We start from the raw sequence: 13857 nt of genomic DNA, 5'->3' as shown, positions 1-13857 counted from the left end.
CAGACCTTGCCAAGGGGCGTGACAGAGCCCAGGGTCCCGCAACGAATCCATTACCAGGGCCCGCCTTTGGTGCAAGGCGACCCCCCGTGCCTTGGCCGGGAGCGGTCAAGTGTGAGACGGTTGCCGCGGCCGTCTTACAAGGAAAAGATCATGACCACGCCACGCCTCGCCGTCCTGGGTTCCGGTCTCATGGGCATCGGTATCGCCGTGCACCTCGCTCGCCACGGTCATGCCGTGCGCCTGCAGGACGTCGACCCCAGCCGACTCGCCGAGGTCGCGGCCACCGCGCGCACCCTGCTCGCCGAGCTGGAAGAAGCGGATATCGCGGTGGACACCGAGGCAGTCATAGGCCGCCTCACGACGACGACCGAGCTTGCCGATCTCGCCGACTGCGACCTGCTGTTCGAAGCCGTACCCGAGCGCCTGGAGCTCAAGCATCGTCTCTATGCCCAGCTCGAAGCCGTGCTGCGCCCCGACGCCCTGATCGCCAGCAACACCAGCGGCCTGCCACCGGACGAGCTGGCCGCGCACCTGCGTTATCCCGAGCGTCTGCTGATCGCGCACTTCTGGAATCCGCCACACTTCATTCCCTTGGTGGAGCTGGTACCCGGCACAGCCACCCTGCCCGCGCACCTGGAGTCCGTTCGCCAGCTGCTCGAAGCCGCCGACCTGGAAGCCGTGGTGCTGCAGCGCGCCATTCCCGGCTTCGTCGGCAATCGCCTGCAATTTGCCCTGTTGCGCGAAGCCCTGCACATCGTGCAGAGCGGCGCGGCGGATGCCGAGACGGTGGATCGGGTGATGCGCGCCTCCCTGGGTCGGCGCTATGCCATGGTCGGCCCCCTCGAGGCGGCGGACATGGGTGGCCTGGACACCTTCCGCGACATCGCCAGCCACCTCTGGCCGACCCTGGCGCGGGACGAGGCCCCACTGCAGCTGCTGGAAGACCAGGTGGCCGCCGGCCGCACCGGGGTGCGCAGTGGCGCGGGCTTCTATGACTGGGACGCGGCGCGCCGTGAGCGCATCGTCCAACGGCGGCTGCACCAGCTGCGCCATGCGCTGAAGCCATGAGCCGTACCCCGCCGGGTCTGCCCGGGCTGGAAGACTATGCCGGCATTCGCCAGCGGGCAATCCGCTCGTTGTTCGAGATCATCGAGCAGACCAGCAATGGCACGGTGATCGTCGACCGCGAGGCGCGCATCGTCTGGATCAACCAGAGATACGCCCAGCACTTCGGCCTGCCGGATGCCGCCGCCGCCATCGGCCAGCCGGTGGAGCAGATCATTCCCCACAGCCTGCTGCGCGAGGTGGCGCGCAACGGTCAGCCGATCCTGCTGGACATGCTGGAGACCCGCAGCGGCCCCCTGGTGGTGATGCGGCTGCCGATCCATACCGATGACGGCGAACTGATCGGCGCCATCGGCTTCGCCCTGTTCGACCAGTTGCAGCAGCTGGCGCCCTTGGTGACCCGCTACCTGCGCATCCAGGAAGAGCTGGCCACCACCCGCCGTTCGCTGCAGCACGCGCGTACCGCCAAGTACGGCTTCGGCCATTTCGTTGGTAGCGGACCGGCCAGCCTGGAGGTCAAGCGTCGCGCCCGCCGCGCCGCGGCCAGTGAAGCGGCGGTGCTGTTGCTGGGCGAGACCGGCACCGGCAAGGAGCTGCTGGCCCACGCCATCCACGGCGCCTCGCCACGCGCTGGGCGACCCTTCGTCAGCATCAATGCCGCCGCCATTCCGGAAAGCCTGCTGGAAGCGGAATTCTTCGGCACCGCCCCGGGCGCCTTTACCGGCGCCGAGCGTCGGGCACGTCCAGGCAAATTGCAGATCGCCCAGGGCGGCACCCTCTTTCTCGACGAGATCGGCGACATGCCCCTGGCGTTGCAGGCCAAGCTGCTAAGGGTGCTGCAGGAAAAGGAGTACGAGCCGCTGGGCTCCAACGAGGTACTGGCCTGCGACGTGCGAATGATCGCTGCTACCTCGCGTGACCTGGAGGCGGCCGTGGCTGAAGGACGCTTTCGCGCCGATCTCTATTATCGTCTCAACGTGCTGCCGATCCGCATCCCGCCGCTGCGTGAGCGACTGGACGACCTGGCGGTGCTGGCCGAGGCCATCCTCGACAGCCTGCCCCAGGTTGGCGGACAGTCGACGCCCGACCTCACCGCCGATGGCCTGGCGCTGCTGCAGCGCCAACCCTGGCCCGGCAACGTGCGCGAGTTGCGCAATGTGCTGGAACGCGCGGTGCTGCTAGGCGACGACAGCCAGCTGGATGCGAGGGCCCTGGCCGCGGCGCTGGATGGGGCCCCCGCACCTGTCACAGCAGGTCGATCCCTCCCTGGCCCAAGCGGCGAAACCTATGCCGAAGCCCGCCAGCGCTTCGATCGCGAGCTGTTGCAGGACACTCTTGCCGCCTGCGGCGGCAAGGTGGATGAAGCCGCTCGGCGCCTAGGGTTAGGGCGGTCTACGCTGTACAAGAAGCTGATGGCGCTGGGACTGACGTCTCTTAATTGAGACACCTCTATAAACAGAGACACGCTGTAGGAGCGGCCCATGGTCGCGATGGGCGGACTATCGCAGCCATGGGCCGCTCCTACAGGGTCCAGACCTAGCTTGGTTTAAGACAGCTTTATCGTCGAAGCCCAACATTCCCAACCGTGGTCGAATGTTGGGCTTCGCTCCGCTCAACCCAACCTACAGGGTCCAGCTTTTGAGAAAAACTTTTGGCGATTGTCTATTGCTCAGATAAAAGATCATATAAAACAAAGACTTAATAAATTGGCACGGTTCTAGCTCCTGCGTTCAGGCGATCTCGGTATCGCCCTATAACAACAAGAATCGCTTCGCCTCAGGCGAAGCTCTAGGAGAAGCCATGAGTGTCCTGATCGCACTCGCCGCCCTGGCGCTGCTGATGTTCGCCGCCTACCGGGGTTTCAGTGTCATCCTCTTCGCCCCTCTCGCCGCCCTCGGCGCCGTGTTGCTCACCGATCCGTCCGCCGTGGCGCCCGCCTTCACCGGGGTGTTCATGGACAAGATGGTGGGCTTTCTCAAGCTCTACTTCCCGGTGTTCATGCTCGGTGCCCTGTTCGGCAAGCTGATCGAGCTGTCGGGTTTCTCCCGCGCCATCGTCGCCGCGGCCATCCGCCTGCTCGGTCGCGAACGAGCCATCCCGGTGATCGTCGCGGTCTGCGCCCTGCTCACCTATGGCGGCGTCTCGCTGTTCGTGGTGGTCTTCGCGGTCTATCCCTTCGCCGCCGAGATGTTTCGCCAGAGCGACATCCCCAAGCGGCTGATCCCCGCCACCGTCGCCCTGGGCGCCTTTTCCTTCACCATGGACGCCCTGCCCGGCACGCCGCAGATCCAGAACATCATTCCCACCAGCTTCTTCCAGACCACCGCCTGGGCCGCGCCCTGGCTGGGCTTGGCTGGATCGCTGTTCGTCATCGCCGTGGGCCTGGCCTACCTTGGCAGCGCCCGCCGCAAGGCCCGCACTAGCGGCGAAGGCTATGCCAGCGTGCCGCTGCGCAACGAGCCGGAGACCTCCGCCGACCTGCCGCTGCCCAACCCCTGGCTGGCCCTGGCGCCGCTGGTGCTGGTGGGCGTGCTCAACTTCTTGCTGACCCGCTGGATTCCCGACTGGTACGGCGCCACCCATAACCTGGCGCTGCCGGGCATGGCCAAGCCAGTGACCCAGGAGGTGGCCAAGCTGACCGGCATCTGGGCGGTGGAAGGCGCGCTGCTGGCGGGCATCCTGCTGGTGCTGGCGACGGGCTTCGGCGCCATCCGCGGCCGGCTGGCCGAGGGCAGCAAGACCGCCGTCTCCGGCGCCCTGCTGGCCGGGATGAACACGGCGTCGGAATACGGCTTCGGCGCGGTGATCGCCGCCCTGCCCGGCTTCGTGCTCTTCGCCCAGGGCCTCAAGGCCATCCCCGATCCGTTGATCAACGAGGCGGTGAGCGTGACCCTGCTGGCCGGCATCACCGGTTCCGCCTCGGGCGGCATGAGCATCGCCCTGGCGGCCATGAGCGACACCTTCATCGCCGCCGCCAATGGCGCGGGCATCCCGCTGGAAGTCCTGCACCGGGTCGCGGCCATGGCCAGTGGCGGCATGGACACCCTGCCGCATAACGGCGCGGTCATCACCCTGCTGGCGGTCACCGGCCTGACCCATCGCGAAGCCTATGGCGGCGTGTTCAAGATCACCCTGATCAAGACCGTGGCGGTGTTCTGCGTCATCGCCCTCTACTACCTGACCGGCCTCGTCTAAGGAGACAGCTCATGGACCTTACCGGCAAGACCGCCCTGGTCACCGGCTCCACCAGCGGCATTGGCCTGGGCATCGCCCAACGCCTGGCCGCCGCGGGCGCCACACTCATTCTCAACGGCTTCGGCGATCCTGCGCCCGCGCAAGCCAGCATCGGCGGCCGTACCGGCTTCCACGCCGCCGACCTGTCCAAACCGGACGAGATAGCAGACCTCTTCACCTACACCAGCCGCGACTTCGGCGGCGTGGATATCCTGGTCAACAACGCCGGCATCCAGCACGTGGCACCGGTGGAAGATTTTCCGGTGGAGCGCTGGGACGCGGTGATCGCCCTCAATCTCTCGGCGGTGTTCCACACCACCCGCCTGGCGCTGCCAACCATGCGCGAGCGAAACTGGGGACGCATCGTCAACATCTCCTCGGTGCACGGCCTGGTGGCTTCCACCGGCAAGGCCGCCTATGTGGCCGCCAAGCACGGGGTGGTGGGCCTGACCAAGGTCACCGCCCTGGAGACAGCCCGCACCGGTATCACCTGCAACGCGCTCTGTCCGGGTTTCGTGCTCACCCCGCTAATCCAGCAGCAGCTGGACAGCCGGGGCAGCGACCCGGACCAGGCCCGTCGCGACCTGCTCAGCGAGAAGCAGCCCTCGCAGGAATTCGTCACCACCGACCAGCTGGGCAAGCTGGCGCTGTTCCTGTGCAGCGACGCCGCCGCCCAGGTGCGCGGCGCCGCCTGGACCATGGACGGCGGCTGGACCGCCCAATAACGACAAGAGGACCTCTGCCATGAACAAGCTCTATCCCAACGCCGCGGCCGCCCTCGACGGGCTGGTCAGCGACGGCATCACCCTGACCGTGGGCGGCTTCGGCCTCTGCGGCATTCCCGAGGCGCTGATCGCCGCGCTACGCGATACCGGTGCCCGCGAGCTGACCGCCATCAGCAACAATGCCGGGGTGGATGGCTTCGGCCTTGGCCAACTGCTGGAGACCCGGCAGATCCGCAAGATGATTTCCTCCTACGTGGGCGAGAACAAGGAGTTCGAGCGCCAGTATCTGGCCGGCGAACTGGAGCTGGAATTCACGCCCCAGGGCACCCTGGCCGAGAAGTTGCGCGCCGGTGGCGCGGGCATCCCGGCGTTCTACACCCGCACCGGCTACGGCACCCTGGTGGCCGAGGGCAAGGAGGTCCGCGACTTCAATGGCCAGCCGCATGTCATGGAACTGGCGCTGACCGCCGACGTGGCCCTGGTCAAGGCGCTGCGTGCCGACAAGGCCGGCAATTTGGTATTCAACAAGACCGCGCGCAACTTCAATCCGCTGTGCGCCATGGCCGGGCGCGTCTGCATCGCCGAGGTGGAAGAGCTGGTGGAAGTCGGCGAGCTGGACCCCGACCAGATCCACCTGCCCGGCATCTTCGTGCAGCGCCTGGTGGTCAACGCAAGCCCCGAGAAACGCATCGAGAAACGCACCCTGAGCGAGGAGAAGTAAGATGGCCTGGACCCGCGAACAGATGGCGCAACGCGCCGCCCGGGAGCTGCAGGACGGCTTCTACGTCAACCTCGGCATCGGCTTGCCGACCCTCGTCGCCAACTACATCCCCGCCGGCATGGACGTCTGGCTGCAGTCGGAGAACGGCCTGCTCGGCATCGGCCCCTTCCCCACCGCCGAGACGGTCGATCCGGACCTGATCAACGCCGGCAAGCAGACCGTCACCGCCCTGCCCGGCAGCAGCTATTTCGACAGCGCCACCAGCTTCGGCATGATCCGCGGCGGCCATGTGAACCTGGCCATCCTGGGCGCCATGCAGGTGTCGGAAAAAGGCGATCTGGCCAACTGGATGATCCCCGGCAAGATGGTCAAGGGCATGGGCGGCGCCATGGACCTGGTGGCTGGCGTGCAGCGCGTGGTGGTGCTGATGGAACACACCGCCAAGGGTGCCCACAAGATCCTGCCGGCCTGCGATCTGCCGCTGACCGGCGTCGGCGTGGTCGACCTGATCATCACCGACCTGGCCGTACTGGAGGTGATCGAAGGCGGCCTCAGGCTGGTGGAGCTGGCCGAAGGCGTGAGCCTTGATGAACTGCGCGCCGCCACCGGCGCCCCCATCCAGGCTTGAGGAGACCCCCATCATGCAAGACGTCGTCATCGTCGCCGCTACCCGCACCGCAGTCGGCAGTTTTCAGGGTTCCCTGGCCAATGTGCCCGCGGTGGAATTGGGCGCCCAGGTGATCCGCGCTCTACTGGAGCAGACCGGCGTAGACCCAGCCCAGGTGGACGAGGTGATCCTCGGCCAGGTGCTCACCGCCGGTGCGGGCCAGAATCCGGCGCGCCAGGCGGCGGTCAAGGCCGGCCTGCCCCACGAGGTGCCGGCCCTGACCCTGAACAAGGTTTGCGGCTCCGGCCTCAAGGCGGTGCAACTGGCCGTCCAGGCGATCCGCTGCGGCGACGCCGAGATCGTCGTCGCCGGCGGCATGGAGAACATGAGCCTGGCGCCCTATGTGCTGCCCAAGGTACGCACCGGCTTGCGGCTGGGCCATGCCGAGCTGGTCGACACCATGCTCAGCGATGGCCTGTGGGATGCCTTCAACGACTACCACATGGGCCAGACCGCCGAGAATCTGGTGCAGCAGTACCAGATCAGCCGCGAGGCCCAGGACGCCTTTGCCGCCCGCTCCCAACAGCGCGCGGCGGCAGCGGTGGAATCCGGGCGTTTCCAGGAGGAGATCACGCCGATTTCCATTCCCCAGCGCAGGGGCGAGCCGCTGCTGTTCGCCACCGACGAGGGTATCCGCGCAGACACCACCGCCGAGGGGCTGGCGCGCCTCCGGCCGGCTTTCACCAAGGACGGCAGCGTCACTGCGGGCAACGCCTCCAGCCTGAACGACGGTGCCGCTGCGGTACTGGTGATGAGTGCGGCCAAGGCCACTGCCCTGGGGCTCACGCCGCTCGCCCATATCGCCGCCTATGCCAGCGCCGGGGTAGACCCGGCGATCATGGGCATCGGCCCAGTCTCGGCAACCCGCAAGACGCTGGAAAAAGCCGGCTGGCAGCTGGCCGACGTCGATTTGATCGAAGCCAACGAAGCCTTCGCCGCCCAGGCCCTGGCCGTAGGTCAGGAGCTGGGCTGGGATGACGAGAAGGTCAACGTCAACGGCGGCGCCATCGCCCTGGGCCACCCCATCGGCGCCTCGGGTTGCCGGGTGCTGGTGACCCTGCTCCACGAACTGCGTCGCCGTGACGGGCGTCGAGGCTTGGCGACCCTGTGCATCGGGGGCGGCCAGGGGGTGGCATTGGCGGTGGAGCGGCGGTAGTGGATTGATCGCGGCCATGGGCCGCTCCTACAGGTCGAAAGTTCCTGTAGGAGCGGCCCATGGCCGCGATATGACCTCAACGCGTGGAAAAGGCTGCGCCGTTTTCCACCCTACGCCTGATGTCCCTGTCCAAAACAACAACAAAAGGATCCACCATGAGCTCAACCCCTTCCCGCGACTCGCGCAGCGCGCGGTTCGCCCTGGCCTGTTCCAATTGGGCCGAACGCTGGTTTCCCGACTCCTGGGTGTTCGCCGTGCTCGCCGTGGCCGTGGTGGCCCTGGCCGCCCTTGGCATGGGTGCGCCGGCAGCCAAGACCGCCAAGGCCTTTGGCGATGGCTTCTGGAGCCTGATCCCCTTCACCATGCAGATGGCCTTCGTGGTCATCGGCGGCTATGTGGTCGCCAGCTCCGGGCCGGCGGCGCGGCTGATCGAGCGGCTGGCGCGGGTGCCCCGGACCGGGCGTGGTGCGGTGTGCTGGGTGGCCCTGGTCGCCATGCTCGCCTCCCTGCTCAACTGGGGCCTGAGCCTGGTGTTCGGCGGCCTGCTGGTGCGCGCCTTGGCGCGACGTGAAGAACTCAAGATGGACTATCGTGCCGCCGGTGCCGCCGCCTACCTCGGCCTGGGCGCGGTCTGGGCCTTGGGGCTGTCGTCTTCGGCGGCGCAGCTGCAGGCCAACCCGGCCAGTCTGCCCCCGTCGATCCTGGCCATTACCGGGGTGATCCCCTTCAGCCAGACGCTGTTCCTCTGGCAATCCGGGGCCCTGCTGTTGGTGCTGCTGGTGGTCTCGGCGGTGATCGCCTATGTCACCGCACCGGGTCCGGACAGCGCGCGCGATGCCCGCGCCTGTGGCGTCGATGTCACCCCGGCGCCCAAGGCCGCCGACAAGCCGACCCGTCCGGGCGAATGGCTCGAATACAGTCCGATCCTGATTGTGCTGCTGGTCTTGCTGGCCGCCGGCTGGCTGGTACAGGAATTCGCCAGCAAGCCGGCCATCGAGGCCATCTCCGGGCTGAACACCTACAACCTGCTGTTCATCAGCGTGGGGGCCCTGCTGCACTGGCGGCCGCGGCATTTCCTCGACGCCGTGGCCCGAGCCGTGCCAGCCACCACTGGGGTGCTGATTCAGTTTCCGCTGTATGGCTCCATCGCCGCCATCCTGACCAAGGTCAACGGCGCCGATGGCCAGACCCTGGCGCACCATATCGCTGCGTTCTTCACCCAGATCGCCACCCACGACACCTACGCCCTGCTGATGGGGGTCTATTCGGCGCTGCTAGGGTTCTTCATCCCCTCGGGCGGGGGCAAGTGGATCATCGAGGCGCCCTATGTGATGCAGGTGGCCAACGACCTGCAGTATCACCTGGGCTGGGCCGTGCAGATCTACAACGCCGCCGAGGCACTGCCGAATCTGATCAATCCCTTCTACATGCTGCCGCTGCTGGGCGTGCTGGGGCTGAAGGCGCGCGACCTGGTCGGCTTTTCCTTCGTGCAGCTGCTGGTCCATGCACCCTTGGTGCTGGTGCTGCTGTGGCTGTTGGGGGGAACGTTGGCATATCTGCCGCCGGTACACCCGTAGCTCGGGTGGGGCGCAGAAGATAAAGCGGGAGGGATAAAGCGGAAGCCGGCTGAATCTCAGCCGGCGATGGCCAGACGGGTACTGTCGATGATGGCCTGCAGGCGGCTTGGGGTGCTGTATTCGTCGCGGTAGATCCGGCGGGTATGCTTGGCCACGCCATGCTCGTTGACGACGATGAAGGAAAAACCACGCTTGCTAGGAGCGTCGATGACGCAGCTCATCGGCGCGAAAGCGGCGCTGAGGGCATGCATGGCGTTCTGGGCTTGGGCTTGTATGTTCATGACTTCAGTTGTAAACCTCACGTGTGACGCTGCTATGACAAGGGGCTAGAACGATAGTGCCTAGGTTCTCGAGTTATAGTTAGCAATAGACGTGCCGGAATGTAACAAAGCCTTCCGGCACGCCTTTTTCTCATTTGCCAGCTGGCTGCTGGCGACGCTTGGCCCGCCGCGACAGCATGTTCAGACCCTCGATCAGCGCCGAGAAGGCCATGGCTGCATAGATGTAGCCCTTGGGTACATGGGCGCCGAAGCCTTCGGCGATCAGGGTCATGCCGATCATGATCAGGAAACCCAGCGCCAGCATCACGACAGTCGGGTTCCTGTCGATGAACTTGGCCAGGGGGTCGGCCGCCAGCAACATGACGGTCACCGCCACCACCACCGCGATCACCATCACCGGCAGGTGCTCGGTCATGCCCACGGCGGTGATGATGCTGTCCACCGAGAACACCAGGTCCAGCAAGAGGATCTGCACGATGGCGGAGCCGAACGCCAGGGTCGCCGTCTCGCCGCCCTTGGTCAGGGCGCTGTCGGGCTCGGGGTCGACGTTGTGATGGATCTCCTTGGTCGCCTTCCACAACAGGAACAGGCCACCGGCGATGAGGATCAGGTCCTTCCAGGAAAAGCTCTTGCCGAAGACCTCGATGATCGGCTCGGTGAGCTGGACGATCCAGGCCACGGTACCGAGCAGACCCAGACGCAGGACCAGCGCCAGACTGATGCCGATGCGACGGCCCTTCTGCTGTTGGTGGACAGGCAGCTTGTTGGTCAGGATGGAGATGAAGATCAGGTTGTCGATGCCGAGCACCACCTCCATCACGATCAGGGTGGCCAGCGCGGCCCAGACGGTAGGGTCAGCGGCGAGTTGTAGCAGATAGTCCATTGCGGCGCGGTTCCAGTGGGAAGAGAAAGGCCTGACAGGGTCAGGCCGCAGGTCTCACCATCAGAGCGTCACGCCTGTGAAATGCTCGTGAAGGCCTCTGCCACAATTGTTTCAAACTGTCGCAGCGGTGCGCCGCTGGACGAAGCGGGCCACGTAGTCGTCGGCCGGCTGGCCGAGGATGTCTGCGGGAGTACCCACCTGCACCAGGCGACCGTCGCGCAGGATGGCGATGCGATTGCCCAGGCGCAGTGCCTCGTCCAGGTCATGGGTGATGAAGACGATGGTCTTGTGCAGCCGCTGTTGCAGTTCCAGCAGTTGTTCCTGCATCTCGGCACGGATCAGCGGATCGAGGGCGGAAAAGGCCTCGTCCATCAGGATGATCTCGGTATCCGTGGCCAGGGCACGAGCCAGGCCGACCCGCTGGCGCATGCCACCGGAGAGCTGATGCGGCCACTTGCCCTCGTAGCCGGCCAGGCCGACCACCTCCAGCCAGTGCATTGCCCGTTCCCGGCACACCGCCTTGGGCTCGCCGCGGACCTTGAGGCCGTAGGCGACGTTGTCCAGCACCCGCCGGTGCGGCAAGAGACCGAAGCTCTGGAACACCATGCTGATGCGCTGACGCCGCAACTCGCGCAGCGCCGGCAGCGGCAGTTGCAGGATGTCCTGGCCATCGATGAGGATGCGCCCGCTGCTCGGGTCGATCAGCCGGTTGAAGTGACGCACCAGGGTCGACTTGCCGGACCCGGACAGCCCCATGATGACGAAGATCTCGCCCTCGGCGATTTCCAGGGACAGGTCGTCCACGCCCACCACGCAACCGGTGCGCGCAAGGATCTCGGCCTTGTCGTGCCCCTCGCGGAGCAAGGCCAGGGCCGCCTGTTCGCGCTTGCCGAAGATCTTGGAGACCCGTTCGACGACGATTTTCATCGCTCCACCTCGTGGCGCTGACGACCGTAGGCCTGGGTGATGCGGTCGATCACCACGGCCAGGATGACGATGGCCAGGCCCGCCTGCAGGCCCTTGCCCACGTCCAGCGTCTGGATGCCCACCAGCACCTCCTCACCGAGGCCGCGGGCGCCGATCATGGAGGCGATCACCACCATGGACAGCGCCATCATGGTGGTCTGGTTGATGCCGGCCATGATGCTCGGCAGCGCCAGCGGCAACTGCACGCCGAACAGCTGCTGCCAGCGACTGGCGCCAAAGGCGTTGACCGCTTCCATGACCTCGCGATCGACCTGGCGGATACCCAGATCGGTGAGGCGGATCAGGGGTGGTGCGGCATAGATCACCGTGGCGAAGATCGCCGGCACCTTGCCCAGGCCGAACAGCATCAGCACCGGGATCAGGTACACGAAGCTGGGCATGGTCTGCATGATGTCCAGCAGCGGCATCAGCACCAGGCGCAGGCGAGCGCTACGGGCGCAGAGGATGCCCAGGGGTATGCCGATGATCACCGCGATGGCGGTGGCCACCAGCACCAGCGCCAGGGTCTGCATCAGCTTGTCCCAGAGCCCCAGGGCACCGACCAGGAACAGCAGGCCGGTGATCAGCAGGGTTGGCAGCACCCGCCGGGTGGCATGGGCGGCCAGGGCCGCGACGATCAGCAACAGCGCCCACCAGGGGGTGCTGCGCAGCAGGCCTTCGAGCCAGACGATGGCCTGCAGCAGGGTGTCGGAGACGGTGCGGAAGACATCGCCGTAGCGGGTCACCAGCCAGTCGACGCCGCGATTGACGGCGTCGGCGCAGGAAAAGGTCAGGCCTTCGGGAAACATCCTAGAGCGCCGCCTGGATCTTGCTGCGCGCTGCCGCGTCGGTCACCCAGGCCTGCCAGAGTTCGGGATGGGCCTTGAGCAGCGCCTTGGCGGCGGCAGGCGCGTCCTGCTTGGCTTCGGCCTGTTCGGCCAGGGTGCGGTTGAGCAGGTCGATGGGCACATTGACGCGGCTCAGCACGGCGACCAGTTCAGGAGCGCCGTCGTGGAAGGGTTTGGAGAGTCCGGCCTGCACCTGGATGTGCTTCTCCTCGCCGTCGCGCGGCTTGAGCTGCACCATATCGACCCGGCCCAGCAACGGCGTCGGCGACCAGTAGTAGGTGAGGATCGGCTGCTTGCGGCGGGTGGCCGAGACAATGGCGGCGTCCAGCGCCGGTCCGGTACCGGGGCGGAAGTTGGTGTACTTGTCGCTCAGGCCGTAGCTCTGCAGCATCTGGGTGTTTTCCAGCTCGCAGGTCCAGCCGGCCGGGCAATTGTAGAAGCGCCCCTTGCCAGGCTCTTCCGGATCGCGGAACAGCTCGGCGTACTGCCCCAGGTCGGCGATGCTCTTCAAGTTGGGCGCCTTGGCATCCTTGCCTTCCACCAGGTAGCGCGGTACGTACCAGCCCTCGGTGGCGCCTTCGATGGGGGCGCCTACGCCAACCACCTTGCCGGCTGCGGCGGCCTTGTTCCAGACCTCGCTACGGCCGATCCACTCCTCGGCGAATACCTGAATGTCGTTGTTGCCCAGCGCCTGCTCCAGGGTGATGGAGTTGCCGGGGATGCTGTCCACCTTGCAGTCATAGCCGTGCTGCAGGACGAAGCCCATCAATTCGGTGAGCAGCATGCCGCTTTCCCAGTTCACCCCGGCGAACTTCACCGGCTTGCTGGCGCACCAGCTGTCGGCCTGGGCAGTGCCGGCGGCCAGCAGGCCAAGGGAGAGGCCGGCGGCCAGGAGGGAACGGCGGGGAAAGGCTGTGGGCATGAGAGGCTCCGTCTGCACTGGGAGGGCCAGGACGGCAGAGCCGTTCCGCTGGCGATCCTACCTTGGTCAGCGCCGAAGGCTCAGGGTTCAGCCGAAGGCTCTGGCACTGCCTGCGTGGGGCTCACGGGCGCTGAACAGCGCCACCCGACCCACTTGGCGCAGCTCGACCTGGACGAAATGCCGACGCAACTCACGCTCGAGATCCGCCAGGGTATCGCCCGCGTTGCCGAAGATGCCCTTGCGGTTGTACAGGGTCATCAGCCGTTGGCCGAAGCCGTTGTGGCCCGCGGCGTCGCCCAGGATGGTGGCGCCGAATACCACGCCACCGGGTGCCAGTACTGGTGCGAGCTGGGCGAACGCCCGCCCCTTCTGCGCCAGGCTGCCCGGCACGCAGTGCAGCAGATAGAACAGGGCGATGGAATCGAAGGGGCCAACCGCAGCGTCCAGCGGCTCCAGCACATCGTGGCGCAGGGTCCGGGCCGGCCGCCCTAGACGCGCGCGGGCGGCGGTGAGACTGGCGGGATTGAGATCCAGCAGGGTGACCTCGGTGTCGGCCGGCAGATCCGCCTTGGCCAGGTAGTAGCCGGTGCCCACGCCCACCTCAAGATGACGTCGACCGACGTGCTGGCGGAAGAACGGCAGCAGGACCTCGCCGGTGGGACAGCCCCAGGCGTACCGATTGGAAATCCCCAGTACCCAGGCGTCGTAGAGGCGCAGGGTAAGAGGCGAATAGACGGCGGCGCCCGCCTGGCTGTCGCTACCCAAGAGTCGTGCTCCGGTCGATTGATCGTCGCCACCCTAGGCCTGCCGGC

At 66.5% G+C, this 13857-nt stretch carries 14 protein-coding genes; 8 read left to right on the top strand and 6 right to left on the bottom strand.

The window, feature by feature from the left end; genetic code table 11:
- The first annotated feature begins 150 nt into the window (after nt 1-150).
- The 8 genes from ACUCV0_RS03215 to ACUCV0_RS03180 all read left to right on the top strand — a co-directional run bounded on the left by ACUCV0_RS03215 (nt 151) and on the right by ACUCV0_RS03180 (nt 9145).
- Nucleotides 151-1068 carry a 3-hydroxyacyl-CoA dehydrogenase family protein gene (locus ACUCV0_RS03215; RefSeq protein ID WP_482211987.1) on the top strand — a complete coding sequence of 306 codons (918 nt, stop codon included), beginning with the start codon at nt 151-153 and terminating at the stop codon, nt 1066-1068.
- Nucleotides 1065-2507 (top strand): sigma-54 interaction domain-containing protein, encoded by a 1443-nt coding sequence (locus ACUCV0_RS03210; protein WP_482211986.1) that lies wholly within the window; start codon nt 1065-1067, stop codon nt 2505-2507. Before ACUCV0_RS03215 ends, ACUCV0_RS03210 begins: the two co-directional genes overlap by 4 nt.
- A gap of 358 nt (nt 2508-2865) precedes the next feature.
- Complete coding sequence (locus ACUCV0_RS03205; RefSeq protein ID WP_482211985.1) at nt 2866-4260, top strand: GntP family permease; 1395 nt, start codon at nt 2866-2868, stop codon at nt 4258-4260.
- Between the two features lie 11 nt (nt 4261-4271).
- Nucleotides 4272-5024 carry a 3-hydroxybutyrate dehydrogenase gene (locus ACUCV0_RS03200; protein ID WP_482211984.1) on the top strand — a complete coding sequence of 251 codons (753 nt, stop codon included), beginning with the start codon at nt 4272-4274 and terminating at the stop codon, nt 5022-5024.
- Between the two features lie 19 nt (nt 5025-5043).
- A complete protein-coding gene (locus ACUCV0_RS03195; RefSeq protein WP_482211983.1) occupies nt 5044-5745 on the top strand; it encodes a CoA transferase subunit A in 702 nt (233 codons plus the stop codon).
- Nucleotide 5746: 1 nt separating this feature from the next.
- Nucleotides 5747-6373, top strand: a complete 627-nt coding sequence (locus ACUCV0_RS03190) for a CoA transferase subunit B (RefSeq protein WP_434776266.1) — start codon at nt 5747-5749, stop codon at nt 6371-6373.
- Nucleotides 6374-6386: 13 nt separating this feature from the next.
- On the top strand, nt 6387-7568 hold the full coding sequence (locus tag ACUCV0_RS03185; RefSeq protein ID WP_434776265.1) for an acetyl-CoA C-acetyltransferase: 1182 nt from the start codon (nt 6387-6389) through the stop codon (nt 7566-7568).
- Between the two features lie 155 nt (nt 7569-7723).
- Nucleotides 7724-9145, top strand: coding sequence for a short-chain fatty acid transporter (locus ACUCV0_RS03180; RefSeq protein WP_482211982.1), 1422 nt, complete (start codon nt 7724-7726; stop codon nt 9143-9145).
- Nucleotides 9146-9201: 56 nt separating this feature from the next.
- Here ACUCV0_RS03180 and ACUCV0_RS03175 read toward each other — a convergent pair whose 3' ends face one another.
- From ACUCV0_RS03175 to ACUCV0_RS03150, 6 genes are all read right to left on the bottom strand, one after another.
- The gene (locus ACUCV0_RS03175; RefSeq protein WP_059314350.1) at nt 9202-9426 is read right to left on the bottom strand and encodes a hypothetical protein; all 225 of its coding nucleotides are present in this window, start codon (nt 9424-9426) and stop codon (nt 9202-9204) included.
- 130 nt (nt 9427-9556) lie between these two features.
- The gene (locus ACUCV0_RS03170) at nt 9557-10309 is read right to left on the bottom strand and encodes a TerC family protein (protein WP_059314349.1); all 753 of its coding nucleotides are present in this window, start codon (nt 10307-10309) and stop codon (nt 9557-9559) included.
- A 111-nt stretch (nt 10310-10420) separates the two neighbouring features.
- The gene (locus ACUCV0_RS03165; RefSeq protein WP_323148655.1) at nt 10421-11236 is read right to left on the bottom strand and encodes a quaternary amine ABC transporter ATP-binding protein; all 816 of its coding nucleotides are present in this window, start codon (nt 11234-11236) and stop codon (nt 10421-10423) included.
- Nucleotides 11233-12084, bottom strand: coding sequence for an ABC transporter permease (locus tag ACUCV0_RS03160; protein WP_482211981.1), 852 nt, complete (start codon nt 12082-12084; stop codon nt 11233-11235). Before ACUCV0_RS03160 ends, ACUCV0_RS03165 begins: the two co-directional genes overlap by 4 nt.
- 1 nt (nt 12085) lies before the next feature.
- Nucleotides 12086-13045 (bottom strand): ABC transporter substrate-binding protein, encoded by a 960-nt coding sequence (locus ACUCV0_RS03155; RefSeq protein WP_482211980.1) that lies wholly within the window; start codon nt 13043-13045, stop codon nt 12086-12088.
- A gap of 87 nt (nt 13046-13132) precedes the next feature.
- Entirely contained in the window at nt 13133-13810 is a 678-nt protein-coding gene (locus ACUCV0_RS03150) for a class I SAM-dependent methyltransferase (RefSeq protein WP_482211979.1), read from the bottom strand.
- Between the last annotated feature and the right edge of the window lie 47 nt (nt 13811-13857).

This window comes from Pseudomonas sp. VMV1 (assembly GCF_056790235.1).
The sequence above is the reverse complement of the archived record's forward strand: the minus strand, read 5'-3'. Positions and strand labels throughout refer to the sequence as shown.

What these genes read in the sequence shown, in the direction of transcription:
- ACUCV0_RS03215 (WP_482211987.1), top strand. Translation starts at nt 151, where the DNA reads ATGACCACGCCACGCCTCGCCGTCCTGGGTTCCGGTCTCATGGGCATC.
- ACUCV0_RS03210 (WP_482211986.1), top strand. Translation starts at nt 1,065, where the DNA reads ATGAGCCGTACCCCGCCGGGTCTGCCCGGGCTGGAAGACTATGCCGGC.
- ACUCV0_RS03205 (WP_482211985.1), top strand. Translation starts at nt 2,866, where the DNA reads ATGAGTGTCCTGATCGCACTCGCCGCCCTGGCGCTGCTGATGTTCGCC.
- ACUCV0_RS03200 (WP_482211984.1), top strand. Translation starts at nt 4,272, where the DNA reads ATGGACCTTACCGGCAAGACCGCCCTGGTCACCGGCTCCACCAGCGGC.
- ACUCV0_RS03195 (WP_482211983.1), top strand. Translation starts at nt 5,044, where the DNA reads ATGAACAAGCTCTATCCCAACGCCGCGGCCGCCCTCGACGGGCTGGTC.
- ACUCV0_RS03190 (WP_434776266.1), top strand. Translation starts at nt 5,747, where the DNA reads ATGGCCTGGACCCGCGAACAGATGGCGCAACGCGCCGCCCGGGAGCTG.
- ACUCV0_RS03185 (WP_434776265.1), top strand. Translation starts at nt 6,387, where the DNA reads ATGCAAGACGTCGTCATCGTCGCCGCTACCCGCACCGCAGTCGGCAGT.
- ACUCV0_RS03180 (WP_482211982.1), top strand. Translation starts at nt 7,724, where the DNA reads ATGAGCTCAACCCCTTCCCGCGACTCGCGCAGCGCGCGGTTCGCCCTG.
- ACUCV0_RS03175 (WP_059314350.1), bottom strand. Translation starts at nt 9,426, where the DNA reads ATGAACATACAAGCCCAAGCCCAGAACGCCATGCATGCCCTCAGCGCC.
- ACUCV0_RS03170 (WP_059314349.1), bottom strand. Translation starts at nt 10,309, where the DNA reads ATGGACTATCTGCTACAACTCGCCGCTGACCCTACCGTCTGGGCCGCG.
- ACUCV0_RS03165 (WP_323148655.1), bottom strand. Translation starts at nt 11,236, where the DNA reads ATGAAAATCGTCGTCGAACGGGTCTCCAAGATCTTCGGCAAGCGCGAA.
- ACUCV0_RS03160 (WP_482211981.1), bottom strand. Translation starts at nt 12,084, where the DNA reads ATGTTTCCCGAAGGCCTGACCTTTTCCTGCGCCGACGCCGTCAATCGC.
- ACUCV0_RS03155 (WP_482211980.1), bottom strand. Translation starts at nt 13,045, where the DNA reads ATGCCCACAGCCTTTCCCCGCCGTTCCCTCCTGGCCGCCGGCCTCTCC.